Annotated in this window: 24 protein-coding genes and 1 tRNA gene; 12 read left to right on the top strand and 13 right to left on the bottom strand. The window is 47.0% G+C overall.

Annotated elements, in window-relative coordinates; all coding sequences use genetic code 11:
• Window positions 1–15: 15 nt before the first annotated feature.
• Genes ACO1NU_RS14855 through ACO1NU_RS14840 form a run of 4 tightly spaced genes read right to left on the bottom strand, consistent with a single transcriptional unit; the run spans window position 16 to window position 2,435 of the window.
• Window positions 16–573, bottom strand: a complete 558-nt coding sequence (locus ACO1NU_RS14855) for a cob(I)yrinic acid a,c-diamide adenosyltransferase (protein ID WP_448819275.1) — start codon at window positions 571–573, stop codon at window positions 16–18.
• Between the two features lies 1 nt (window position 574).
• Window positions 575–1,336, bottom strand: coding sequence for an ABC transporter ATP-binding protein (locus tag ACO1NU_RS14850; RefSeq protein WP_448819274.1), 762 nt, complete (start codon window positions 1,334–1,336; stop codon window positions 575–577).
• Between the two features lie 35 nt (window positions 1,337–1,371).
• Complete coding sequence (gene gatC / locus ACO1NU_RS14845; RefSeq protein ID WP_448819273.1) at window positions 1,372–1,665, bottom strand: Asp-tRNA(Asn)/Glu-tRNA(Gln) amidotransferase subunit GatC; 294 nt, start codon at window positions 1,663–1,665, stop codon at window positions 1,372–1,374.
• A gap of 44 nt (window positions 1,666–1,709) precedes the next feature.
• Window positions 1,710–2,435 (bottom strand): lysophospholipid acyltransferase family protein, encoded by a 726-nt coding sequence (locus ACO1NU_RS14840; RefSeq protein WP_448819272.1) that lies wholly within the window; start codon window positions 2,433–2,435, stop codon window positions 1,710–1,712.
• Between the two features lie 139 nt (window positions 2,436–2,574).
• Here ACO1NU_RS14840 and trpS point away from each other — a divergent pair, with 139 nt between their 5' ends.
• The 4 genes from trpS to ACO1NU_RS14820 all read left to right on the top strand — a co-directional run bounded on the left by trpS (window position 2,575) and on the right by ACO1NU_RS14820 (window position 6,511).
• Window positions 2,575–3,570: a tryptophan--tRNA ligase gene (trpS, locus tag ACO1NU_RS14835; protein WP_448819271.1), complete on the top strand. Its 996-nt coding sequence runs from the start codon at window positions 2,575–2,577 to the stop codon at window positions 3,568–3,570.
• A 1-nt stretch (window position 3,571) separates the two neighbouring features.
• Window positions 3,572–4,204, top strand: coding sequence for a deoxynucleoside kinase (locus tag ACO1NU_RS14830; protein WP_448819270.1), 633 nt, complete (start codon window positions 3,572–3,574; stop codon window positions 4,202–4,204).
• 30 nt (window positions 4,205–4,234) lie between these two features.
• Entirely contained in the window at window positions 4,235–4,999 is a 765-nt protein-coding gene (gene kdsB / locus ACO1NU_RS14825; protein ID WP_448819269.1) for a 3-deoxy-manno-octulosonate cytidylyltransferase, read from the top strand.
• Window positions 5,000–5,092: 93 nt separating this feature from the next.
• Window positions 5,093–6,511: a peptidoglycan DD-metalloendopeptidase family protein gene (locus ACO1NU_RS14820; RefSeq protein WP_448819268.1), complete on the top strand. Its 1,419-nt coding sequence runs from the start codon at window positions 5,093–5,095 to the stop codon at window positions 6,509–6,511.
• A gap of 33 nt (window positions 6,512–6,544) precedes the next feature.
• Here the strand turns inward: ACO1NU_RS14820 and ACO1NU_RS14815 are convergent, their stop codons facing one another.
• The gene (locus ACO1NU_RS14815; RefSeq protein ID WP_448819267.1) at window positions 6,545–6,883 is read right to left on the bottom strand and encodes a hypothetical protein; all 339 of its coding nucleotides are present in this window, start codon (window positions 6,881–6,883) and stop codon (window positions 6,545–6,547) included.
• Between the two features lie 111 nt (window positions 6,884–6,994).
• Here ACO1NU_RS14815 and purU point away from each other — a divergent pair, with 111 nt between their 5' ends.
• Complete coding sequence (purU, locus tag ACO1NU_RS14810) at window positions 6,995–7,834, top strand: formyltetrahydrofolate deformylase (protein ID WP_448819266.1); 840 nt, start codon at window positions 6,995–6,997, stop codon at window positions 7,832–7,834.
• An 8-nt stretch (window positions 7,835–7,842) separates the two neighbouring features.
• On the top strand, window positions 7,843–9,024 hold the full coding sequence (gene pncB / locus ACO1NU_RS14805) for a nicotinate phosphoribosyltransferase (RefSeq protein WP_448819265.1): 1,182 nt from the start codon (window positions 7,843–7,845) through the stop codon (window positions 9,022–9,024).
• Window positions 9,025–9,106: 82 nt separating this feature from the next.
• Here the strand turns inward: pncB and ACO1NU_RS14800 are convergent, their stop codons facing one another.
• On the bottom strand, window positions 9,107–10,114 hold the full coding sequence (locus ACO1NU_RS14800) for a TerC/Alx family metal homeostasis membrane protein (protein WP_448819264.1): 1,008 nt from the start codon (window positions 10,112–10,114) through the stop codon (window positions 9,107–9,109).
• Between the two features lie 179 nt (window positions 10,115–10,293).
• Here ACO1NU_RS14800 and ACO1NU_RS14795 point away from each other — a divergent pair, with 179 nt between their 5' ends.
• Window positions 10,294–10,845, top strand: coding sequence for a hypothetical protein (locus ACO1NU_RS14795; protein WP_448819263.1), 552 nt, complete (start codon window positions 10,294–10,296; stop codon window positions 10,843–10,845).
• Between the two features lie 19 nt (window positions 10,846–10,864).
• On the opposite strand, the gene ACO1NU_RS14790 is transcribed toward ACO1NU_RS14795, so the two are convergent.
• Window positions 10,865–12,799 carry a DUF3857 domain-containing protein gene (locus ACO1NU_RS14790; protein WP_448819262.1) on the bottom strand — a complete coding sequence of 645 codons (1,935 nt, stop codon included), beginning with the start codon at window positions 12,797–12,799 and terminating at the stop codon, window positions 10,865–10,867.
• A gap of 1 nt (window position 12,800) precedes the next feature.
• On the bottom strand, window positions 12,801–14,774 hold the full coding sequence (locus ACO1NU_RS14785; RefSeq protein ID WP_448819261.1) for a DUF3857 domain-containing protein: 1,974 nt from the start codon (window positions 14,772–14,774) through the stop codon (window positions 12,801–12,803).
• 158 nt (window positions 14,775–14,932) lie between these two features.
• On the opposite strand from ACO1NU_RS14785, the gene ACO1NU_RS14780 reads away from it, so the two are divergent.
• The gene (locus tag ACO1NU_RS14780; protein ID WP_448819260.1) at window positions 14,933–16,000 is read left to right on the top strand and encodes an aminotransferase class I/II-fold pyridoxal phosphate-dependent enzyme; all 1,068 of its coding nucleotides are present in this window, start codon (window positions 14,933–14,935) and stop codon (window positions 15,998–16,000) included.
• Here ACO1NU_RS14780 and ACO1NU_RS14775 read toward each other — a convergent pair.
• The 3 genes from ACO1NU_RS14775 to ACO1NU_RS14765 form a co-directional block, all read right to left on the bottom strand.
• Window positions 15,993–17,090 carry a mandelate racemase/muconate lactonizing enzyme family protein gene (locus tag ACO1NU_RS14775; protein WP_448819259.1) on the bottom strand — a complete coding sequence of 366 codons (1,098 nt, stop codon included), beginning with the start codon at window positions 17,088–17,090 and terminating at the stop codon, window positions 15,993–15,995. The genes ACO1NU_RS14780 and ACO1NU_RS14775 overlap by 8 nt on opposite strands.
• 90 nt (window positions 17,091–17,180) lie before the next feature.
• Window positions 17,181–17,930: an ROK family protein gene (locus ACO1NU_RS14770; RefSeq protein ID WP_448819258.1), complete on the bottom strand. Its 750-nt coding sequence runs from the start codon at window positions 17,928–17,930 to the stop codon at window positions 17,181–17,183.
• Window positions 17,931–17,963: 33 nt separating this feature from the next.
• On the bottom strand, window positions 17,964–18,968 hold the full coding sequence (locus tag ACO1NU_RS14765; protein ID WP_448819257.1) for an LLM class flavin-dependent oxidoreductase: 1,005 nt from the start codon (window positions 18,966–18,968) through the stop codon (window positions 17,964–17,966).
• Between the two features lie 190 nt (window positions 18,969–19,158).
• Here ACO1NU_RS14765 and ACO1NU_RS14760 point away from each other — a divergent pair, with 190 nt between their 5' ends.
• Entirely contained in the window at window positions 19,159–19,590 is a 432-nt protein-coding gene (locus tag ACO1NU_RS14760; protein ID WP_448819256.1) for a toxin-antitoxin system YwqK family antitoxin, read from the top strand.
• Window positions 19,591–19,824: 234 nt separating this feature from the next.
• Window positions 19,825–20,550, top strand: a complete 726-nt coding sequence (locus ACO1NU_RS14755) for a helix-turn-helix domain-containing protein (RefSeq protein WP_448819255.1) — start codon at window positions 19,825–19,827, stop codon at window positions 20,548–20,550.
• Between the two features lie 228 nt (window positions 20,551–20,778).
• Here the strand turns inward: ACO1NU_RS14755 and ACO1NU_RS14750 are convergent.
• Window positions 20,779–20,852, bottom strand: a tRNA-Ala gene (locus tag ACO1NU_RS14750).
• A 223-nt stretch (window positions 20,853–21,075) separates the two neighbouring features.
• Between ACO1NU_RS14750 and ACO1NU_RS14745 the strand changes: the two genes are divergently transcribed.
• On the top strand, window positions 21,076–22,308 hold the full coding sequence (locus ACO1NU_RS14745; protein ID WP_448819254.1) for a Bcr/CflA family efflux MFS transporter: 1,233 nt from the start codon (window positions 21,076–21,078) through the stop codon (window positions 22,306–22,308).
• A 56-nt stretch (window positions 22,309–22,364) separates the two neighbouring features.
• Here the strand turns inward: ACO1NU_RS14745 and ACO1NU_RS14740 are convergent, their stop codons facing one another.
• Window positions 22,365–24,158 carry a mechanosensitive ion channel family protein gene (locus tag ACO1NU_RS14740; protein WP_448819253.1) on the bottom strand — a complete coding sequence of 598 codons (1,794 nt, stop codon included), beginning with the start codon at window positions 24,156–24,158 and terminating at the stop codon, window positions 22,365–22,367.
• A gap of 146 nt (window positions 24,159–24,304) precedes the next feature.
• On the opposite strand from ACO1NU_RS14740, the gene ACO1NU_RS14735 reads away from it, so the two are divergent.
• Window positions 24,305–24,961 (top strand): Crp/Fnr family transcriptional regulator, encoded by a 657-nt coding sequence (locus ACO1NU_RS14735; RefSeq protein WP_448819252.1) that lies wholly within the window; start codon window positions 24,305–24,307, stop codon window positions 24,959–24,961.
• The last annotated feature ends 92 nt before the right edge of the window (window positions 24,962–25,053 follow it).

Raw genomic sequence — 25,053 nt, 5'->3', positions numbered from 1 at the left:
TGTCAAGTATTTTTTTCAACTCTTATTTTCCCTTGGAAACCAGGCAGTTTCCTCGATTTGATTATCCTGGGCTACTTTCCTTGAGAGCACAAACAGGTAATCACTTAAACGGTTCAGATATATTAAAATTATTTTGTCGACGAAACTTTCCTGTTCCAGCTGGACAGTGATTCGCTCGGCGCGGCGACATATACATCTTGCAATATGGCAATAAGAAACGAGTGTAGATCCACCCGGCAAAATAAAATGGCGCAGTGGGCTTAGGCTATCCTGCATCGTGTCAATTTCCTGTTCGAGCAATTGAATATCCTCGGACAGCAGCTCAGGAAGCTTCATCTTTGACTTGTCGGGAGCTGCAGCCAGATTGGAACCCATAATAAAGAGGTGGTCCTGAACCTGTCTGAGTATGTGCTTATAGTAATCGGCCAGATCCTGATCGCGGATCAGCCCGATGTATGCATTCAGCTCATCAACGGTGCCGTAAGCTTCAATGCGGATATGGGATTTGGGAACACGCAATCCACCTATAAGCATGGTACTCCCTGCATCTCCTGTTTTGGTATAAATCTTCATTCTAATTAATTTGTTCGAAGTCGACGCCTTTGTCGTTCATGTCCTGGAGGCGCGGCGAAACAGATTTGATGTTGTCGTTCAGGTAATCATTCTCTATTAGTCCGTCACGCATACGCACAATACGGTGCGCGTGCTGGGCGATATCTTCTTCGTGCGTAACCAGGATGATGGTATTTCCCTTCGAGTGGATTTCTTCGAGTAAGCCCATAATCTCCACCGAGGTGCGGGTATCGAGGTTACCGGTCGGCTCATCCGCCAAAATAATAGAGGGATTATTGATAAGCGCCCGTGCTACGGCCACGCGCTGACGCTGACCGCCGGATAGTTCATTAGGCTTATGCTCCACCCGGTTTCCAAGCCCCACGTTCTCCAGCGCTTTGAATGCGCGCTCATTCCTTTCTGCCTTGGAAACACCGGCATATACCAGCGGAAGGGCTACATTATCGAGCGAGCTGGCTCTGGGAAGCAGGTTGAAAGTTTGAAAGACGAAGCCAATTTCTTTGTTGCGGACTTCGGCGAGCTCGTTCTCCGTCATCTCACTCACGTGAATGCCATTGAGGATATATTCACCCTTGCTCGGCGTATCCAGACAGCCCAGTATGTTCATCAGTGTGGATTTGCCCGATCCCGAGGGACCCATCAAGGCAACAAATTCACCTTTGTTAATGGTGAGGGATACCGATTTCAGCGCATGGATGATCTCAGCCCCGATAACGTACTTTCTTCCAACGTCTTTAATACTGATTAGTGGCTCGTTTTGCATACACCTTAGATGATCGGGCTTAGAGATTGTTACAGCTAGATCTTTTCGATTACTTTGGCAACTTTGAAATAGGAATCATCATGATGCGGCGCATTTTGCAATGCATCGGCAGGAAGAATATCCTTGGAGGCGATATCTTCACGGAGGACGTTCACCTCGTCTGTGAGGTAAATAAGCGGCTCAACACCACTGGTGTCGAGTTCATTCAGCTTTTCCATGAAGCTCAAAATGTTCTCCATATCCTTCAGCAAGGAAACTTTCTCTTCTTCGCTAACTTCGAGCCGGGCAAGGTGAGCCATACGCTCAATCGTCTGGTTATCTAATTTCATGTTCGCTTGTATTTTCGACCGACGTCACCATTTGGGATGTTCGGTCAGGCTAATTTACTATTAATTATATGATATATCCGGCTTCGAAGCTCATCCGTATCTTCTAAACGTAACATTTCTGTATATACGGGGGCATGCACATAGATGTCGCTAATGCCCGGGCGGCTTCCATACTGTGCACCATCGTCCCACATTTTCTCGTAGCTGTCGGGGATGCTGACGGGGATGATGGGCACCTGGTGTTCTATAGCAAGGCGGAAAGGGCCATTTTTGAAGTCGGCCAGCTTCGGAGGATAGGCTTCAGCAATACCGCCTTCGGGGAAGATCACGAGGGATAAGCCCGACATCAGGTATTCGCCCGCGCGCTTAAACGCTCTGAATGCAGACATTTTACTATCCCGGTTCAACGGGATATCGATTGTCTTAAAAAACAGGCCGGTAACCGGGTTGTCGAGCAGATCGTCTTTGCCCATAAAGGCAAAATTCCCTTTGACGAGATATGACACGGAAGGAATATCGAGATTGGAGGTATGGTTGGCGCAGATGATATACTGCCTGCTCCAGTCGATGGGCTCCTCCACATGGTAGCGGAAGAAAAAACCGGCGGTAACAGACGAGATCGCCGAGTAGAACCTCCTCCATTTGTTCAGCTGCTTATAGCGCTCTGGCTTCCTTGAGAAAAAATAAAGAAAGGGATAAAGCAGCACCAGAAAAATGCCTACGATGAAATGGTAAAAATATAAATGGGTTCGCCTAAGAAATCGCTTCATTCAGTTCAAACATAGATATTTTCGGTAATATCCGGAAGAGATGTTGAAGCTGGGGCATCGTTTTTCATGAGACATACCGCCCGCGCCAATAACAGTTTTATAGCCGTAAAAAATAAAAAATCCTTACTTTCGCCCAGTTATGGAAACAGTTGTAAGCGGCATACGCAGTACCGGAAAACTTCACTTAGGCAATTATTACGGAGCGGTGAAAAACTTCGTAAAAATGCAGAATGAATATAATTGCTTTTTTTTTATTGCAGACTATCACTCTCTGACCACTCATCCTACTCCCAGTGACCTTCACGGCAATGTGAAGCAGGTGCTTGTGGAGTACCTGGCTTCGGGCATCGACCCTGAAAAGGCGACGATCTACATCCAGTCGGATGTTCCTGAGGTAGCTGAGCTTTACCTCTACCTGAATATGAATGCCTATATGGGCGAGCTGGAAAGAAGTACGTCTTTTAAAGATAAAGTAAGAGCACATCCGGACAATGTGAACGCGGGACTGCTGACCTATCCGGTTTTGATGGCTGCAGATATCATCATCCATAAGGCAACCAAGGTTCCTGTAGGCAAAGACCAGGAGCAGCATCTGGAGATGTCGCGCACCTTCGGAAACCGGTTTAACCGTTTATATAACGTAGAATATTTCCCTGAAGCCTATGCCTTTACATTTTCCGACAACCTCGTAAAGATACCAGGACTGGACGGGAAGGGTAAGATGGGAAAATCTGAAGGGGAAGCGAATGCGGTCTATCTTTCAGATACACCTGAGATCATCAGGAAGAAGGTGATGCGCGCTGTAACGGATGGCGGTCCCACAGAAATGAACCAGGAAAAGCCAGAGGTTATTCAGAACCTGTTCAGCCTGCTTCAGGTAGTTTCTACTGAAGATACCTACAAGCATTTTGATGATTTGTATAACAGCTGCCAGATCAGATACGGTGATTTAAAAAAGCAGCTTGCTGAGGACATGGTACTTTCTACTGCGCCGATCAGGGAGAGAATAAACGATATCGCCGCGGATACCGAATACCTGCGCAAGGTTTCAAAATTGGGTGCAGAAAAAGCGCGGGAAAGTGCGGCGAAGACCATTAGGGAAGTTCGCGAGATTATTGGCTTCAAATCTTTCTAGAATGCAGAATTTAAAAAACGTCCATATCGCTGTTGTTGGGAATATAGGTGCGGGAAAGACCACCCTCACGGAATTACTTGCCAAGCATCTTGGCTGGGAAGCGCATTTCGAGGCTGTGGATAATAATCCATACCTGGAAGATTTCTACAACGACATGAAACGCTGGAGCTTCAATCTCCAGATCTACTTTCTTAACAGCAGGTTCAACCAGATCAAAGAGATCCAGGCGATGGATCATAGTGTAATTCAGGATCGTACGATCTACGAAGATGCCTATATCTTCGCCGAGAACCTGAACGAGATGGGACTGATGTCGGCCAGGGATTATGAGAACTACCGGTCTATTTTTGACAATATGACCTCGTTCATCAAGCCTCCTGATTTGCTGATCTACCTGAAGGCGTCCATACCTACCCTGGTTAATAATATTCAGCGCAGAGGCAGGGATTACGAAGCAGGTATACGCCTCGATTACCTGTCTAAACTGAATGATAAATATCAGAAATGGATTGACGGATATAAAGAAGGGAAACTGCTTATATTAGACAAAGACAAACTGGACTTTTCCAACAATCCGGAAGATCTCGGTTTTATCATTCAAAATATTGAGCGTGAGTTCCACGGCCTATTTTAATACATAAACTAAACCAACAAACCAACAGGTATGTCATCAACATCATCCATTCCCGTACGCATACTGGGACTTATACCCGCAAGGTATGCGTCTACCCGGTTTCCCGGCAAACCGCTTATAGATATCCATGGAAAGAGTATGATCCAGCGGGTCTATGAACAGGCGTCCAAGTCAGCTACCCTGAGCGAAGTCGCTGTAGCAACGGACGATGAGCGCATCCGGGAGCATGTGGAAGGGTTCGGTGGAAAGGTGATCATGACCGCGAATACGCACCAGAGTGGTACAGACCGCTGTGCGGAAGCGGCAAGACATCTGCCTGGGTTTGATGTGATCATTAATATTCAGGGTGATGAGCCTTACATCGACGCGCGGCAGATTGATCTGCTTGGCGATTGCTTCAGCAATCAGGAGACTGAGCTGGCTACGCTGGTTAAGATTGTGAGTTCGAACGAAGAACTGCACAACGTAAACTCACCAAAGGTTATTCTGAACAGGCATTCAGAGGCCCTTTATTTCAGTCGAACGCCTATACCCTACCTGCGCGACAGGAGCCCTGACAGCTGGCTATCGGCACATACCTTCTATAAGCATATTGGTGTTTATGGCTACCGGGCGGATATCCTGGAGGCGATAACGAAGTTGCCGGTTTCCTTACTGGAAAAAGCTGAGTCACTGGAACAGCTGCGCTGGCTGGAGAATGGTTATAAGATCAAAGTAGCAGTTACCGATATTGAGGCAAGAGCCATCGATACCCCCGAAGACCTGAAAACTGTTCTAAAAGAAAATAAATCATAAATAATCAAAACTCTTTTGAGATCGCTGTGTTGTAACACCTGATCATGCATCCGAGACTTCAGATCGTCGGATACTTAAAAAGAATTTTATTAGATGAGCGCTCCAGAATCCCGAATTCACAAGATTCGGGATTCTTCATTTCTACCTTACCCGCAACAATATCAGCTGGCGAGATGTTATCTGGCCATGCTACCATCTATCAGAAAGACATATTTTTTCGGCTTGCTTGTGCTCACGGCATGTAGTCAGAACGGACCTGCGGGACTTTTCAAGAAAGTGAGTCCCCATGACCAGTATGCCAGCAATCTGCGTAATGCAGGGCTCTCAGAAACGGCACTAGGTCGCGAGTGGTTCTCCGCAGCAGCGAGAAGTCTGGAAAATCCACTAAGCGTCAGCATTCCTTATCGCGAAACCGGCTATTTCCCATCAAACCAAGCGAAAGCTACGGCACTCCGCTTCCAGGCGGTGAAGGGAACGAAAATCAGCATTGACTTTAGCAAGAAACCTGTGGAGGGCTTTACGGTGTATATCGACCTTTGGCGCGACCATGAGGGCGAAGATAAACGCTTGCTTGCCTACGCGGATACCGGCGGCAGGCCGTTCCACTATGAGGCGGAAGACGACAACGCGTTCTATATTCTGCGTTTGCAGCCTGAGCTGTTAACTGCAGGGGAATATACGTTGACGATAACGAGCGGGCCCTCGCTTGCCTTTCCTGTCCCCGGCGGTAAGATGCAGAGCTTTTGGGGAGCAGCAAGGGACGGAGGAGCACGCCAGCATGAAGGAATTGACATCTTTGCGCCGAGGCGAACGCCCGCAGTGGCAGCAGCGGACGGCGTCATCAGGCGTGTGGGCACCAATCATCTGGGAGGTAAAGTGGTTTTCCTTCATCCCGATAAAAAGAACTTCAGCATTTACTATGCACATCTGGATACCCAGCTAGTGTCGGAGGGACAGATGGTGCGTGTTGGTGATACGCTGGGCCTGGTAGGTAATACCGGGAATGCGCGCGGAGGTGCTCCCCATTTACATCTGGGACTTTATGGAAATTCGGGAGCGATAGATCCCTATCCTTATGTGAACCCGACAATTAAGAAGGCTGAGCCGGTTCGTGCAAGTGTTTCGGGCCTTGGTAAAACGTACCGGACTACGAGTAGTGTGAAGTTGCTAAATGGACCATCGAGCTCTGCCACAACAATCGCGTCCCTGGGAAGCCATACCTTCCTCTGGATCTTCTCTGCGAGTTCTTCCTGGTATAAGGTTGCGCTGCCGGATGGACGGGAAGGCTATCTCCCGGCAAGGAGCGTGACGGCCTTGGACAAGGCTGTTGAGCGGCTTACGCTGAAAACTGACAGTAGGCTGCTGGACCGGCCGGATGAGGAAACCGGAGCCATGAAGACGATTCAATCGGGAGAGCTTGTTCCGGTGTACTCGAAGTTTAATGGTTATATGTTCGTCAGGCAGGGCGAACTCGAGGGATGGATTAAAACAACAAAAGCCGCTGATTTATAGCGGCTTTTGTTGTTAGAGAATAATAGGGTGTGATTATAGGATCAGGATAAGAACCAGGATAATGATGATAATAGCTCCTACAGAAAGGTAAACACCTCCTGCACCAATCGCATTTGCTTGTTTTTTCAGCTCACGGACTTCTTTTTTCAACTCCTTACGCTCTTGCTTGCTAAGGTGAGACTTGTCCATCGCTTTGATTTCTTCAACGCGCTGTTTAATCTGGTTGATTTTTGCTTCTTTCTGCTCTGTGGTCATCGTTTCTTCTGTCTTCGCAGGATCTTTGAGGACTTCAGTTGCCGCATTCGCAGATGAAGAGTACAGGCCAAGTGACATGGCGACTGTAAGTGATAGGCTGTAAATTAATTTTTTCATGCTTGTGGTATTAAGATTTCAACTCTAACAACATTTTTATAATAAGTGTTTGTTTGTAGATGCAGTTTTCGAACAATATTTAGATTTTCTGTGCTTTTACTATCTTCGGAAATGAATAAAAATTTGATACTCATCCAGTGCAGTGATAAAGTAGGACTGGTTGCTCTTATTGCACGTGTGCTGAGCAAACACGACCTGAATATTACAGCTATGAGGGAATTTGTTGATGAAGTTGAGAATCAGTTCTTTGCCCGGATCGAATGTACAGGCGATTCGTTTGATGAGAAAAACTTAACCGCAGAACTGCGTTCAGATCTGCCGGAGTCTGCTCAGATATCCATTAATCCAAAAGCGCTTAAGCGTATCGTTGTTCTCGTAACGAAAGAATACCATTGCCTTGGAGATGCCTTAATCCGGAACCAATTCCATACTCTGGATGCGGAAATCTGCTGTGTTGCGGGGAATTATGATCACCTAAGCGAGATCACCGGGCGTTTTGATATCCCGTTCTACCATGTCTCGCACGAAAATAAGACAAAACCGGAGTTCGAGCAGGAGCTCAAGGATGTGATCAATCGATATGACCCGGACTATATCGTTCTGGCAAAGTTTATGCGCATCCTCTCCCCTGAGTTTATTGCCGACTACGAAGGTAAAATCATCAATATCCACCATTCGTTTCTTCCGGCTTTCATAGGCGCAAGTCCCTATCGGAAGGCTTTTGAGCGGGGCGTTAAGCTGATCGGCGCAACTGCACACTTTGTGACGAATGATCTGGATGAAGGTCCTATCATCGTTCAGCAGACCATCCCGGTAAACCATACATTCTCGGTGTCGGACATGGTGGTTGCGGGTAAAGAAATCGAGAAATCCGTTTTGAGCAAGGCGATGCAGCTGGTGTTTCAGGATCGGGTTTTCAGGAGCGGAAACAAAACAATCGTTTTTGAGTAGATAAAGAGATGACTGATCAGATACCTTACTTAAGTTCCCTGCTCGATAACGACTTCTACAAGATCACGATGCAGCAGGGTGTGGTTAAGCTATTTCCGCACTCGATGGCCAGATACGAATTCATCAACCGCGGCAAACATGAGTTCCCCGAAGGCTTCGCGGAGATACTTCGGAAAGCCGTAGACCGGATGTCGGAACTCAGGCTCAGCGTGGAGGAAAAGACTTATCTGGCATCAGCTTGCCCCTATCTCGAACCCACCTATCTGGACTTCCTTCAAGGCTACCGGTATAACCCGGAAGAAGTGCGTATTGAGCAGAACGGCACTGATCTGAGGGTGAGCATTGAGGGCTACTGGTACCGTACCATTTTATGGGAGGTTCCGCTGATGGCACTAATCTCAGAGCTTTATTACTACGTGAAGGGTGCAGAACCTGTGTCCCCCGAGCAGGTGAATGCGATCAACAAAGAAAAGATAGAAAAATATGGAAAGCTGGGCGTAACCATTGCAGAGTTCGGGACGCGCAGGCGTCACTCCTATCATGTGCACAGTAAAGTCGTTAAAGCATTAAGTGAATTTGGCACAGGTACCTTTGTGGGAACCAGCAATGTACACTTCGCCATGATAAATAATACAAAACCTATTGGCACGCACGCCCATGAATGGTTTATGTTTCATGCAGCGAAGTATGGCTTCAAAATGTCGAACTTGCTGGGTCTCGAACACTGGTCGGCTGTGTATCGCGGCGACCTGGGGATCGCACTGGCTGACACCTATACCACGGAGATTTTCTTTGAGCAGTTTGATAAGAAATTCTCGAAATTATTTGATGGGGTGAGGCATGACAGCGGTGATCCTGTCGAGTTTGCAGAGAAGACAATCAACCATTATAAGAAGATGGGAATTGATCCTTTGTCGAAGACCATCATCTTTTCCGATGCCCTGAACTACGACAAAGTTGAGCGTATTGCAACTTTTTGCAAAGGCAAGATTGGCATGTCTTTTGGCATAGGAACAAATTTCACCAATGATGTGGGATTAAAACCCTTGAACATCGTGATCAAAATGACAGAGGCGCTCCCTGAAAATCAGACATGGGTTCCGGTAGTCAAGCTTTCCGACGAGACAGGTAAGCACACTGGCGATCTGAAGATGATTCATCTGGCGAAGGAGATTTTAGGTCTCGAATAAAAGATCTTTACAAAGCTTTATAAATGAGAAGAGGTCCCGGGGATGTTCCCGGGACCTCTCTTCGTTTATGTCTGGCTGAAAGCTATTTCTTTGTTTCAGGTTCCGGCTTTATCGGGAACATAATGGATGCGGCCACAGAACCGATCAGGACGCCTACAACTACCATAAGTGAATGCGATGACTCAATGTGGTAGAAAGGACTGACAACCATTTTAAGACCAATGAAGGCCAGGATAATCGCTAATCCGTATGTAAGACGACTAAACATGTACATGAAATTCGCTAGCAGAAAATATAATGAACGCAATCCTAAAATAGCAAAGATGTTAGAGGTGTACAGAATAAAGGGATCATCCGGAGCGATAGCAAATATCGCGGGGATGGAATCAACCGCAAAGAGCAAGTCGGAGAATTCGATAACAGTCACGACAACTAACAAAGGAGTTGCCATCTTCACACCGTTCTGAACAGTAAAGAACTTATCACCGTCAAAGTTCTTGCTGACCTTGAAGAAGCGGTGGATCAGGCGAGCCCCGGGGCTCTGGCTGTAATCTTTATCTTCATCATCATCCCCATGTCCGCCCCATGACTTGAATCCGGCGTACAGCAGGAATATACCAAACAGAAAAAGAACAATATTGATGTCGTACTTGAATCCTTCCCGCCCGAAGTAACTCAATATCTTGTTCAGATAGGTAGCCTCAATCAGAGCAACACCGGCGAATATAAAGATCGCACGGAAGAATAAGGCGCCTAAAATCCCCCAGAACAGCACTTTATGCTGTACTTCCCTTGGCACGCGAAAGAAGGAGAACACCAGAATAAACACAAAAAGATTATCTACAGACAGCGCCTTTTCGATCCAGTACGCAGATTGATATTGGGTGAACTTTTCAAAGCCCGCGAAGTAGTATATAGCACCGCTGAAGGCCATAGACAGACCGATCCAGGCGATAGACCACCACATAGCCTCTTTATTTGATATAACGTGGCTTTTCTTATTAAACACACCCAGGTCAAGCAGCAACATGATCAAGACCAATACACCGAAGAAAGTGATGAGTCCCGGGTGATATATCAAATTATCCATCTATAAAAATTTTTGTGGCAAACCTAATAACTAAAATCCATATTATCATCTGCCAGCACTGCACAAGATAGAGTTTCAATCAAATAATTACAGAGGGGATGTGGGCTTGAGATCCTCATAGGAAGGCTTCCTGACGATAATGTAGTATCTTGGCTGCATAATTAGCAAAATAGCAGAGCATGCCCCAGATATTACATAAGTTCAGAGACCATAGAATCGCACCGGAAACAGAAATCCTGATATTGGGAATATTCAGCGGAGATACCGAGGATGGAACGGACTTTTTCTATGGAAGGCAACGGACATTTTTGTGGCACCTCTTGCCTCAGTGCTGGGCTGAAGAGCCGTTGAAAGATGCGGCGCTTGAAGAAAAGCGGAGATTTATGGCTGCACATAAAGTAGACTTTGCTGATCTGATCCACGGCATTAAGGTGCCTGCCGGCGAGGAAAGAAATGTAGACGATGCTTTTATTGACTCCAGTGCCACCGAGTGGAAAGACATCTTGACGATCATTGATTCGCTTCCCCGGTTAAAAGCGGTGTATTTCACGAGAAAAACGTTCAACGGCATACCTAACACGAAGAAACAGCTGAGTGCGATAGCTGCCCATTGCCAGGAGAAAGGCATCAGAATCTGTAAGTTGGAGACGCCGGCTAAGTTCTACAGTCCTGAGAAACTACAGCAATGGAAAGACACCATCATTTCCCAAAAGACGTGTTTAAGGCCCTGAGGCCTTAAACACGCTTTCATTAAGCTTTCTTGCGAACGATCAGCTTTCTGCTTAGGCTACGAGAGATGTCGTCCATGAAGACCTGCATTTCCTTGTATTTAGCGGCAGGTATAACGTGTTTATTCAAGATGAACTGGCTGCTGCATTTAACCGTGTTGGTCTCCTTGTTGTAGGAGTAGCGGGTTTCGAAGCTGCCGTATGAAAATTTTAGTGAGACATCGGCAGGCAAGGCCTCCACTTCGATTTCGGCAGGAAACGTATAATCAGATACCTGGCTGCTCATCGACGGGCAAGACCAGTAAACATCCGTTTTCCGGCTATCCTTCGCAGGCAGGGTCGCTTTCCAGATATCGAGGATACGGGGCCGGTAGAATGCCTTATCCCCGGTTTTCATTTCACTCAGATTACTATAATCCAGCTGAATGCCAGTGGTTCTTTTCCCATCAACATCACTGATTTCACTGATAACGAACTGGTCTGGCTGGCGTAGATTAAGATACCGGATCAGGTATTGCTTCTGATTTTCCAGTTTACTGGCGGACAAGCCCAGGAAAATGTCCCGATAGGATCCGGTGCTTGTCAGCTTGATGTCGGCCTTTGAAGAGCCGGACGAGGATACCGCTATCTTAGCTTCAGCAGTAAACACATTATCTTCCATCCTACTGGCAGGTGTCCTAACAAGCTCCCCACCCCCATCCTTCACCAGCAGCGCATATCTGTTCTCCGTAAAAGTTCCGGGTTTTCCAAAGGCAACATTGGAATTGGTGCATTCCAGCCATATGGTGTCCTTTGCAAGCGGGACACATAGAATCACATGATTAAAGTGATTGTTAACAAATTCCGGAAGAGCCGGTTCTTCATTCTCGCCGGCATTCACGATGGCATAGTAAGATGTAATCCCTGCTGCTTTCAAAACACTCTGCATGTAGTTGGATAGTGCTTTGCAATCACCGTATTTCTTGGTATCGACAAAACTTGCAGGAAAGGGCCTGAGCCCGCCTATGCCCAGTTGAATGCTTACATAGCGCATTTCCTTCTGCATCGCTTCGTAAAGGAACCTGGCTTTTTCCCTGTCTGTCTTGAACGAGGCAACCGAATTGCGAATCTCCTCCTGCCGCTGTGGCGACAGGTCACTCACATCCTTGTTAAGCGTGCTCTGCCAGGCAGCAAAACCCGACCAGGAGCTAAAGTCGCCTGCATGCCCCCCGTACATGATCTTGTCGGCTGCAAAAGAAATAGAAGGTAGGACGACCCAGCCGGGTGTCGCTTCCTCCAGCTTCTGAGCCTTCAGATCTGATACCGTCCAGGAATACACATCCAGACCTTCCACAGTCGATTTCTTTGGCTTCAGGTCAATGTTCTTCTCTTTAAATCTAAATCCTATAGATGGATCGACCATAATGTTGTAAGATGATGATATCACCGAGGTCTCTTCTGGCTGGATATACCAGTCGGACAGATCAAGGAAGCCGTTCCGTGTGTACTCGTATTTAATTTCCACGGTTACGGGATAGCTTGCTATGGTGTGACTCGCAACAATCATCCGATCGTCGGTGAGTAATGAGACACCATCGTATGCCGCCCTGTCGTACATATCACTTTTGCGATAGCGCTTGAGCAATTTACCTTCTGCATCGTACACGATCATCTCCGGGTCGCTGACCGTCAGGAACTTCTTATCGTAATAGAGAACAAGGGTTGCATCATCCTCTGCCTTGTCAGTGAGAATGGTGACAATCTGATGTTTTTTGATCGCCACTTTAGAAGACGACCGCACCTGCACATCTGTTTTAGACATGCGGATTACCGCGTTTGCATTCTTCTTCATCGAGTCGGGAATGGCCGATGCAGTATACAGTGAAAGATCTGCCTGCTTCTTCTGCGCAGAAGCATCGATAAAGAGGGAACCTGCTACAACAAGTAACAAGGTACCCCAGATTTTCGAAAGGAACATATTAGATTTTCTTAAGGACGATCTGCTCGTTTAGCATCTGATACATTTGTTTGTAGAATTCATGCAGCTCCGGGTAGTCTTCCGGGAAGTAAATACTTTTCTTGAAGTCGATCACGAAGCGTGTTACTATTGTGTTCTCCTGCACCCCTGTAACGCGTTTGAACGTGATGCTTTTATCCGGCATCACCATATTGATCGACTTGGGAAGAACATCTACCGCATAGCCTGCAGGAATGGAATAGGCACCCTGTATAAAGTGCTGGTTGCCGCAACCAAAATCTATTAAGGTTTTTCTGCTTTCTTTTAAAAATGGATTTATTTTCAGAGAGCTGAACATATTTGGATTGAAGTATATGTAATTACCGTCCGATCCCGCAGTCTCAATATTGAAGTTGAAGTCTTGATTAATGAAAAGAGAGTCTGCCTCATCATGCTCCAGATTCACCCCTTCTACCTTCAGCTTACTGTCCTTATCCGAAAGAAGCTCATTGTTTTTTTCCTTCCCTTTTTCAAGCAGTCTTTTCATCAGATTGCTCCGGTTATAAAGCGAATAAAACTGCTTCACCTTTCCTGTGATAAGGCCTTCAGGATTAATGCTTCCCTGAACCAGGATATTTTCTATCGAGGGCTGGGCAGCTTGCAGGAATTTAGCATCTGCTGTCTTGTTCTCCCGGTCTACAATCAGAGCAAAGTTATTCAGGAGATCGCGGGGTACAATATTGTATTGATTCGACTTTTCTGTTGCATCAAGAACATAATACCGTGCGCTATCAATCGGTATGTAGACCACTGCCCGGTTGAACTGGTAGATCCAGGGAAATGCAACGTTCACTCTGCCATTGTCGCGCGTGCTTACAACCATCGGTTGTGCATCTTTCACGCCCGATTGATAAAGTAACCTGTACAAAATCAGGTTTAGCTCAGCGGAGTTCCCGGTTTTCTTCTCCCAGGCCTTGCCAATTCCGTCGTTGGTGTACCAGTTATCGTGCTCGTTCCATTTCATCCTCGTCTTTACTTCTTTGAAGAGGTAGGCTATGCGGGCATCGTTGGAAGACATGGCCGATGCTTTCTGTATAAGTTCCTGTTCACCCTCAAGTTTCTTCTTGAACTGGCTTCCAAAATCCTCGTCATCGACAAGCATGGCGCCTATCTTTGCCCAGGTATCGTTTCCGGTACTTACAAATCCACCGACGGGCCTGATCTGAACCAGCTGATGCATAACAGACTGAAGGTTATCTGCCTTGGATGTCATAAACGGCTCTTCAGGCAGTGATGGAACATCTTTTAAAGCCATTGTCCTCACATCCTTATTGTACGTGATCACCTGTCCTCCGGAAGTGTAGGAACCTGATGCCGAAGAGGTCTTATTCTTTTCAAAGGGCTGACTAGTACGAATAAGGGGCTTATAGATGATCATGTCGGGAACTGAAGTGGTCAGTTCGCTATAAGCCACCGGCAGTGAGCTCTGGAATTTCCAGGTGGGAAAGTTCCCAAAAGAAGCTGTTTGCAGCGTATATTTTATTTCCAGAATGGATCCCGGCTGAACGTCGGGAAGCGTAAATACTATTGCCGAACGATATTTGTCTACCTGCTGTGTAAACTTCTGATTGTTCGCAAGCTTGGTGATCACCGTCTTACCATCTTTCTGATTGATTGTTTGAGCTTGCACGCTAATGATCTTTTCGTAATCGCGTATCGAATAGTATTCAATACGAAAATCCGCCTCATTTTTAGCATGCTCATTGAAAATCTTGATTCGTTTATGACGCTGATAGACAATGTCAAAATCGCTGTTAAAGTAGACGTCACCTTTATCGAACAACACCATGGCATTCGCGTCCGGCTCAAAGGGACATTGTTTCAAGTCAAATGTTGCCTGATCTACTTTTCCGTAAGGTTGAACATAGGTCTGAGCCGTTGCCCCTTGCAGTAGAAAAAACAGCAAAAAGGACACAATGATGGAATAAGGTTTCATGATAATAAGATTTAGGTTCGCTAAAGGTATAAATATTGAATAATCTTTTGCTGGAAGTACTATTTTAAATTTCTAAAGGGAAGAATATTATGCTTCAGATTTTAAATGCCCCTGATAAAACGATAAATTGCTGCTATAAACACGACTATTCAGGGCATATGAGCGACAAGAGTGAAGCATTTTTTCTCGATGGCAAAGCGGGACGTACAGCACATGCCGCCGGGCGGCAGATTCTTTTTTTCTCCGGATATAACTATCTCGGACTTAGCCATCAGGAAGAATTTGTGGATCTCGTCGCCGAGGGTATGGCAAAATTCGGCTGGTTGTTCCCGTCTTCGCGAATATCAAACACACGTTTGAAGATATTTGAGGAATGCGAAGCATTATTATCGGCAATCACGGGATCAGAGGATACGGTGCTGCTCCCCTCCGGCTTCGCAGCCGGGCAGCTGGCAACGGCCAATCGGGCTGCCGACCTCTTCAACGCCCCACAATCCCATCCCGCTATAGCACGGAACAGCACGCCATACACGGATTTCGCAGAATGGTCTGCCTGGTTAGTTCATGAGGCGGAAATCCGTGATCAGGATAAGCCCCTTGCTATTGCCAGTGATTCCCTTAGTCCCCTTACAGCAACGATGTATGATTTTTCATTTGTGAGCGAAATCCGGCAACCCGTTAACGTCATCATAGACGATTCGCATGGCATAGGGTTGATTGGAGCGGTGGGTAGAGGCGTAAGCAGCAAGGTACCCAGGCACCCTCACGTGCATTATACGTTCACCTACTCGCTCTCAAAGGCCTTTGGTATTACTGGTGGAGCTATCAGCTGTTCCCGGAAGGATGCTGATCGTCTGCGCAATTCGGTTGAATACACTTCTGTGTCGCCGCTTTCCCCAGGTTTGATTTATGCATTTATCCGGGGACAACACATCTATGCCGCACAGCGTGCAAAGCTGCAGGGGAATATCACTCGCCTTGCAGAACTGACACACGATCTTCCAGGATTGAAATACAATCTCAACTTCCCGGTATTTATTCTGCCAGCAGAGCTGGACGAAAAGTTTTTCGACAAACACAACATCCTCATCTCCGCTTTTGCTTATCCCGACCCTTCAGGCCCAAGCCTGAAACGGGTGGTGCTCAATGCGCTGCATACCAATGAAGATCTGGAAACCTTAGCTCAGGTACTTCGGGAAGCTTACCGGGAAAAGCAGCTTATATAGTCCAGCGCTCACACTTCTCGAGAAAGGCCTCGTCAGCATCGGCACCTATTCCGGGAAGTTCATCAATATCAAGGAAGAAACCTTCATAACGAAGGCCGTCTTTCACGGGATCCTCCAGGAAGCCGAGCAGGCAACTATCCAAGTCGAAGAAAGTTATACCCGGACAGGCGTACACCAGATGAAGAGTAGCACTAAGGGCGATGCGGCTTTCGAGCATGGTGCCGATCATACACGGCATCCCTTCATCAGAAGCAAGCTGATGAATCTTCAGGGCTTCATGTATTCCGCCGGATTTTGAAAGTTTGATGTTGAGATAATCACAGGAACGTGAGTTGATCAGGCGCCTGGCATCATGATGATTGTAGCAGCTTTCGTCTGCCATGATCCTGACCGGAGACTCGCTTCGAAGCAGTGTCAGATAGTCGTCGTACCAGGTTCTCATTGGCTGTTCGCAGAACTGGATGTTCAGCCTGTCCATATCCTTCAACGCATATAACGCATCTTCAAAAGACCAGCCTTGGTTAGCATCGATCCGCAGGATCATCTCCTCTCCCACGGCCTTACGGATCGCCTTCATCCGGGCCGCATCTTCTGCGGCATCCTTCCCCAGCTTGATCTTCAGCACACGGGCACCCTGTCCCTTGTACTTCAGAGCCGCGTCCACCATTTGCTGCGTTTGAGCAATACCTATCGTCATATCAGTTTCCACCGCTCTCTTTGTGCCGCCCAGAAAGCGATACAGCGGAAGACCGGCATGCTTCGCAGCGAGGTCATAGAGCGCCATATCAAAAGCGCTCTTGATGGTCGTATTTTTCGCAGCAAAGGAATCCAGATCGTGCAGACGCGACTCGATATCCAGAGCGTCCTTCCCTTTCCAGATGCTGGCAAAGTTCCTGGCCATCTCCAGGCAGGTCTCCTGCGTCTCCCCGACAATCATCGGAAACGCAGAACATTCACCAACTCCGTACAAGCCTCCTTCCGCGTGTACACGGATAAAGACGTTTTGTGCAAAATGCATGGTTCCTGTAGCGATGGCGAAAGGTTCTATGCGGATACTGAAGCGATAAATATCAATTTTTTCTATTTTCATCAAGCTGCCTGCTTATTTTTTTATCCAAGATAAGCAAGAGCTCTTAAAATTCCGCTACAAGCAAAAGATTTCCCTCGCAGGGAGCTCTGGTCAGGACTGGACGTTCTCCGGTCGCAACACCTCCTCATCGTGCAGCTGCCATAAGCGAGCGCCGCCCTTTATACCGTCACGGTTCGTAATGATCTCTATATTGTCGTCCAGCTTGAATTCGAGCTCATCCGCGTTGCCGCCACCAATGTACAGGCGATCATAGTTGAAGACTGTTTTCAGAACCCGGATAACCTGCTTCATACGCCTGTTCCACCTCTTTTTTCCGATTTCAATAAAGGCCTTATCGCCTATAAATCCGTCGTAGGTGCGCTTTTTAGTCACAGGATGATGTGCAAGTTCCAGATGCGGCAGCAGGATACCGTCCATCAGTATCGCGGTCCCGAAGCCTGTACCCAGGGTTATCACCAGCTCAAGACCTTTGCCGCTTACCACACCGAGTCCGTGAAGGTCTGCATCGTTCGCTACTCGCACCGGTTTACCCAGTGAATCACCTAGAAGTTTGCTCAGGTCAACCCCCTTCCACATGGCTGTGCCCAGATTAGGAGCGGTGCAGATTACCCCGTTCTTTACATAGCCCGGAAATCCCACCGATACCCGGTGATAAGCCTGAAAGTCCTTTATCAGCAACTTAATGACTCGCAGAACCTCAGCCGGACTCGCAGGCTTAGGAGTTTTCGACTTTTTGTATTCCTGAAGCATCTCGCCCTCCCTGCTTACGATGGTGGCCTTGATTGATGATCCGCCAATGTCAATGGACAGTATGCTGATAGCTGATGATGTATTTTCCATAGGGCTCTTATTTATTAGCTGCTGCTGAACGCTTTATTTAAACACTTCTGAAAAGAGTTGGTACGATTTCAGCCGTGCCTGATGATCATAGATATGCGAAGTGGCCATGATTTCATTCACTCCAGTCTTTTCCGCAAAAGCCGATAGGTCATGGGCTAATTTACCCGGACCGCCTATAAACGAATAGGTCAGCATCTGATTAACCGCCTGCTCCTCGTAAATGTTCCAGATATTGTCCATGCTATCCACAGGTGGCTGCAACAGGCTTCTTCTTCCGGTTACAATACCCATAAACATACGCTTCACCGAAGTCGATAGTCGCTCCGCCTCCTGGTCAGTATCCGCCGCTATCACGTTCACGCAAGCAAGAACATAAGGCTGGGAAAGATGTTCTGAGGGCTGGAAATTATCACGATAAAGTTTAATGGCCTCCATAAAGTAGGTCGGCGCAAAATGACTGGCAAATGCATAAGGCAAGCCCATTGCTGCTGCTACACGTGCGCTGTCTGTGCTTGATCCCAGAACCCAGATAGGGATGTCCAGACCCTCACCGGGGATTGCCCTTACTTTGCTGTCGAAGTTGTCTTCAGAGAAAAACTGCTGGAGACGTCTAATATCGCTCGGGAAATGGTGGGCACCGTGCATGTTCTCGCCACGAATAGCCAATGCGGTAAGCTGGTCCGTACCCGGCGCTCTGCCCAGTCCCAGGTCAATACGCCCGGGGTACAGGGACTCAAGGGTGCCAAACTGCTCGGCAACAATGAGCGGAGCATGGTTGGGTAGCATAATTCCTCCTGATCCCACACGGATGGTTTGTGTACCACCAGCAATATAGCCGATCAAAACAGCTGTTGCGGAACTGGCAACACTCGGCATATTATGATGCTCAGCAAGCCAATAGCGGGTATAACCCAATTGCTCAACGTGGCGGGCAAGCTCAAGGCTATGCTTAAAGGAGTCAGCAGGGGTTTGTCCCTCAACCACTGTCGCCAGGTCTAATACTGAAAATGGAATATGTTGAAGCTTTGTTGTACTCATTTTAATCTTTACTAATCTATCTAACATCAAAACTCCAAAAATAGTTGTTATGATATGATTAGTCCCTCCCGAGTCTATTAAATGACTTTGTCTTCACATAGCATCATTCAATAAGCCAACTGTTTGATCTCAAATTTAATTTCCGCTGGCCTCCTTTGATAACTAATAGATTAGTTATATCTTTAATCCTATGAAATACAAAATCTTAAGCCTTGTTATTTTGTGTATCCTGGCCGCGTCCTGCCGCATTAACCAATTTAAAAACAATCTGCGCCATGGCAGGTGGGTTTATCAGGATTCCACATCCGAAGAACTATTAACTTCCAGAGGAAGATACCGTAAAGGCAATGAAATAGGTACCTGGAAGCATTACACCAATGGCATCCTTTTCCGACAGGAAAAATTTAAGGCGAACAAAGCCCACGTCATCAACTACTATCCCAACAAGCAAGTTGAATCCACCGGCAACACCGGGCTCGACAGAACCGACAAGATGATCCATTGGTATTATGACGGAAAGTGGGAATTCTACAAGGAAGACGGAAGCCTGGATTCAGTTAAGGTTTACGATAAGGGGAAACTAATCAGCGCCAGGAGTGCTGACCAGGCCTCCGCACGGTAATTCTACCGCGGAAAGCATATTAAGCCGGGTAAGCAATCGTCCAAAATATGCGGGCTTAGGAAGCTATCTTCAGAACCAATTAAACTACAAATATGCATTTTCAATTAGAAAGAATTTTTCTCAAAAAAATTTTCTCATGTTAAATGATTTATAGTACTTTAACAAAACTTCTATCGGTGTACTGATCTCCCTTCTCCCTTGCTCGCTTAACTGACCATTACTTACATTTTTAGTATGAAACCACTTAACTCCGCCTTATTAAGTGAATATGTTAGTTGCCAGGCAGCCATTTTTTCACTGGGTCGTTATCTTGAAAATCAGCATTTAACGATATACGATCTGGGAGACCATATTCCAGGTAGTGTGATGCTACAGGATTTGGGCACAATGACCAATCTCTATATGAATAAAAGAGGTTGTGATATCCTGAAGCATACCAATGATGAATTGAAGGAGATGGGATCTGCCTATTTCCTGAACTTTTTCCCTAATGAAGAATTGAATGATCTAAGACCCCGTTTGGAGGAATTCATCAATCAGAATGATCATACCGCATCGTATTCGTTTTTTCAACGCGTCAGGTCTAACCCGACAGCTGATTTTAGATGGTACCTGACACATAGTTTGTTTTCTCCGGGTACCGGTATTAATGGTGCGCTTCAACTCATTCATATTGCAGTAGACGTGGAAAAAATCGAATATGCTGGCCAGCAACTGAATTACCTATTGGAACAGAACAGCTTCGTAAAAAGGAATTTTTGCAGATACATCACCCTGACATCACGTGAGAAGGAAATCATCAGGCTTATTGCTAATGATAAAAGCAGCTACGAGATTGCTTGCAAATTGTTTATTTCACTTAATACCGTCAATAATCATAGGAAGAACATCCTGAATAAGCTTGAATCTAAATCATTCTCGCAACTGATCCGCTTCGCGATAGCGTTTAATATCATTTGACAGTATTGGGGTTTAGCTCTCTTCAGTATCTCCCATGAAAACCCTTGGATACACTGCGATGGAATCCTTGAAATTGGATTTTGGCAACGATTGGAACAGAACAGTCTCTAAGCCTCGGATTGTCAAAGGGAAATTTGCCGATAAGTGCAGATCAATCCGCGAATATTGTTTCTGTGATTTTACCCAATAAAAAAGGCTTCTAGAAATTCTAAAAGCCTTTTTGTGAAGTGGAGAATATCGGAGTCGAACCGATGACCTCTTGCATGCCATGCAAGCGCTCTAGCCAGCTGAGCTAATCCCCCCTAAACTGTGTCGCAAATATAGTGGATTCCTGAAAAACGAAAAGGCTTTTCAAAAATAATGTTTTAATCATCTGGTGCCCAATTACTTTAATTCCTGATAGAATTAGGCCTCCGCTTTGCAGCCTGAATATCACGCGACTACTATTCCCAGGAACAATTCGGCTTAACTCTTTACAATCGTGTGAAATGTTACAATTCTGCATGCCGTATAATTGCAAAAATTATGACGCACCATTCTACTACTACAAAACCTCTCAAAGACAGCAATCAACGAATATCCACTATCCTTGCCTTTGCCCTGCTCCCGTTATCGGGTTTCGCAACCGACATCTATCTTCCCTCACTGCCATCTATGTGCAATGTGCTGGGTGTAGGCAGCGGCCAGGTACAGCTTACCCTCACCTTGTTCCTCATCACCTACGGAGTATCACAGCTCTTCATAGGCACCATTGTCGACAGCTTCGGAAGATATAAGATCAGTCTTGTCTGCTTGCTCATATTCGCTGCCTCCTGCGTCGTGATCGCAACTACCAACAATATCTACCTCATTTACCTGATGCGTATCATACACGGGTTCACCGTCGCCGCCATCATCGTTGCCAAGCGGGCTTTCTTTGTGGACGTTTACGAAGGCGACAAGCTGAAGCATTTTCTCAGCCTGTTCTCCATTATCTGGTCAACGGGTCCGATCATTGCCCCCTTCGTGGGCGGTTATCTGCAAAACGCCTTTGGCTGGGAGTCTAACTTCTATTTTCTGGCAGCAATGGCCCTGATCCTGGCAGCCCTTGAATTCATCTATAGCGGTGAAACGCTAAAAACCTACAGTGAGTTCCATCTCAGTAAAATATCCGGGATATATGGCAACATGCTGAAGACTCCTAGCTTCAGTCTCGGCCTGGTCATGCTGGGTCTTGCATACTGCATGGTCATGGTCTTTAATATGACCGGGCCCTTCATCATCGAACACCATTTCAATGGAAATCCGATCATTGCCGGATACAGTTCACTGATTCTGGGATTTGCCTGGATGACCGGAGGATTCGCAGGCAAGGCAACCATCAATCGCCCTTTTGTAAAAAAGATGGTCGTCAACAACGGCCTGCAGCTACTCTTCGTCGTCGTCATGCTGCTCAGCATCCCACTGGTATCGAACCTCTACAGCATGATATTCTTCGCCTTTATCATCCACGTTACCGCGGGGTATATCTTTAACAACTACTTCACCTATTGTCTGGGCAGGTTCCCCAACAATGCTGGCGTGGCGAGCGGACTTACGGGCGGGATCACCTATGTCATCGTATCTTTCCTCAGCTATGGTGTAGTCAGCCTCTTCCCTGCCAAAGATGAACTAAACCTGGGATACAGCTACTTTCTGGTAACCATTCTCTCGGCTCTGGTCATGTGGATGGTCTACTCAGTATCACGCCGCGAAGCGAAGGCAGAGCCTGCCCTTTAATCCGGGCAGGCCTGAGCAATACAACCTTAGCATTGTCGGCTAAGCAGGCAGTCGGGTTAGATCCCCTTTTGCTCGTTCTTGTAAACACTGGAGCCTTCGGGCGGATATACGATCTTATTCTGCAGATCCTTGATGCGCTCAGGATCGAAAGCAGGGATCTGCAGATCTCCATCCTCAACCCACTTTTTTACCGTCTCATGTACCTCAGCCGTCTTCTCTTCTGATGGCTGCTTTTCCCGTGCCAGATACACCGTCTGAGACGATAGTGCAAAACCAGTACCGCTGGCGGCTACCACATCCATCATTCGCAAGTAGATATCTTCCTGAATTTCCAGGAAACGGTCGAAATCCGCGGCTAATATATAGGAGAAAACCTCTAGCTTAAACGCATCGGTGCCAATCTCTATAAATCGCACCCGCGCAGATGAAGGATCAACCTTCGGATGCGCATACAACACCGCCCTCATCTCCACCAGGAGGTAGCGTAGCTGATCAGGCGTCGCTTCAAACCGGATACGGAACACCGGGTGGAACCAGAAGCGGTCGCGATGGAAGAAGTTCTCGATCTTCAAAGAAGAAAACTCCCCATTGGGGATCGTCACCACCGTACGGTCATTCGTCCGGATCTGTGTCGACCGCATTCCAATCTGTTCAACGGTTCCCACGATATCGCCTACTTTACAGAAATCCCCTACTCTCACGGGCTGATCAGCGATCAGTGTCACACTTCCCACGAAATTCTCGACCGTCTTCTGAGCACCCAGAGCCAGGGCGATACCTCCAATTCCGAGAGCAGCTATTCCGGTAGTCACATCAAATCCGAAGGTACCCAGCACCATGATGATCCCTACAAAAACAAGGGCAATCTTTGCGGCCCTGCGCAGGAACAGCACTGCCGATACTGCCGCCTGATTGCGTCTCTTGCCCATTCGCTTCTCAACATAGCGGGTCGACGTGTCGAGCAGCTGCCAGAGCAGCAGCAACAGGGCAACCAGTCCCACAACCACCGTCAGGTTGCTAAACCGCTGCCGTACGATGATGGAAATGCCGGCCTCCTTGCTGCAGATCACAAAGAATAAAACCGTCAGGTAAATCTGCACGGGCAGAGAAAACGCTCTGAGGATCCCTGCATAGGGGTCGTTCCGCGACTTCTTCCACAAGAGGGGGATCAGCAGCAGAAAAGCCTTTGTGAGCACCCAAGCCATGACGTATGCTACAACGATCAGCAATATCAGGCCGAACCAATGACTGATAGGCACCCCGCCCCATTTCGTGCTGTTGAGCACTTCCGGCATCAGCCGGTCGATCAAAGGCGCCATAGGTGCTGCCTCGACCTGCGTTGGCAGGCGCTGGATCGTCTCTGACGAAAACAGCCAGATAGTTCCGCCGTCTTTGGCAGTCGTGCTTTCGAGCAGCAGATCAAAGGACTCGTTGTTCACCGAAGCCGTGCCGATACGCTCGAGACTTGGCCCCAGGTTGTCATCCTGCTTACCCTTCTCATCATTGCTCATCAAAGTATATGGAAAGATGGTTCCGTCACTCATTACATGTTCCAGTGCCTGGGCGAGCTTCACCTTATTGCGGTTCTTCTTTAGTACCTTATCCGTCCTCAGGTACATCGCAGCCTTTTCGTAATTCTCTTCTGCTACAGCACTGATAAAGCCTTCTACTGTTCCTCTGGGTGTTCTGCGTCCTAAAGAATCAGGTGGCAGCGCTGGCGCGGCTTCGGCCGCCGTTGTGTCACTCTTTAGAAAACCATCCTGTCCATAGCTGGTCAGGGCACCAAGGGTAAAAAAAACCAACAGGAAATGTGCGGAACATCTCTTCAGAGTACGAAAATTAAATACCATAATGTAAAAATCGGTTTGCCGGCCATTGCTGACCGTATTCGATCTCCTAAACAGGGTAACAAGCTGATTGTTTGCCTCGCAACAGGGCCCAGGGCTTACAAGCGCCGAACACCTAACATCTCTTTATCTCCCCTGCACCGCCCTAAATGCGCAGGTTTCCACCGCTTCCTGACTATCGTATAGGTCCGCCAGGTTTCAGCTTACGCGATAAATCCCTACTTTTATTCCCAAATGCGGCACCAATGCAATTGAGCGACTATCTGAGGGAACAGCTACCCCTGAATCCTGAACTGGAACAAAGCCTGGATCTGGCTTTCCGAAGGGATCATTATACAAAGGGATATAAAATCACGGAGCCCAATACACTGTCAAACAAAGTGTATTTCATCGAAGAAGGGCTGGTCAGGACTTTCTATGTGAAGAATGACAAGGAGATCACGCACCACTTCTTCGCAGAAAACGCATTTACCATGCCCATAGACAGTATCTTTTATAACCGCAGATCTCCTTACGGAATCGAAGTGCTTGAAAACAGCATCGTCCGCTCCGTCCGGTTCCCAACACTCGAAAAGCATATCGAAGCATCCTCGGCACTTGAGAAGTTTATGCGAATGCTCCTCATCGATGTCCTCAGAACTTTTTCCGACCGCTTGTCCGCCCTGCAGTTTCAGTCGGCTCAGGAGCGCTATCAAACAATGCTTCATGAGAATCCCGATATTCTTTTACGCGCACCGCTTGGCCATATCGCTTCCTATCTTGGCATCACACAGCAGACGCTAAGCGTTATCCGGGCACAGAAATAACGTCTAAAAAGGTATCGCTGCCTTGTTTTTTTAATATAGATTAAAAAGTCGTCACACTTATTTGTTCAACTTTGTTAAAGATTCAAATATGC

The organism is Arcticibacter sp. (assembly GCF_053551015.1).
The sequence above is the reverse complement of the archived record's forward strand: the minus strand, read 5'-3'. Positions and strand labels throughout refer to the sequence as shown.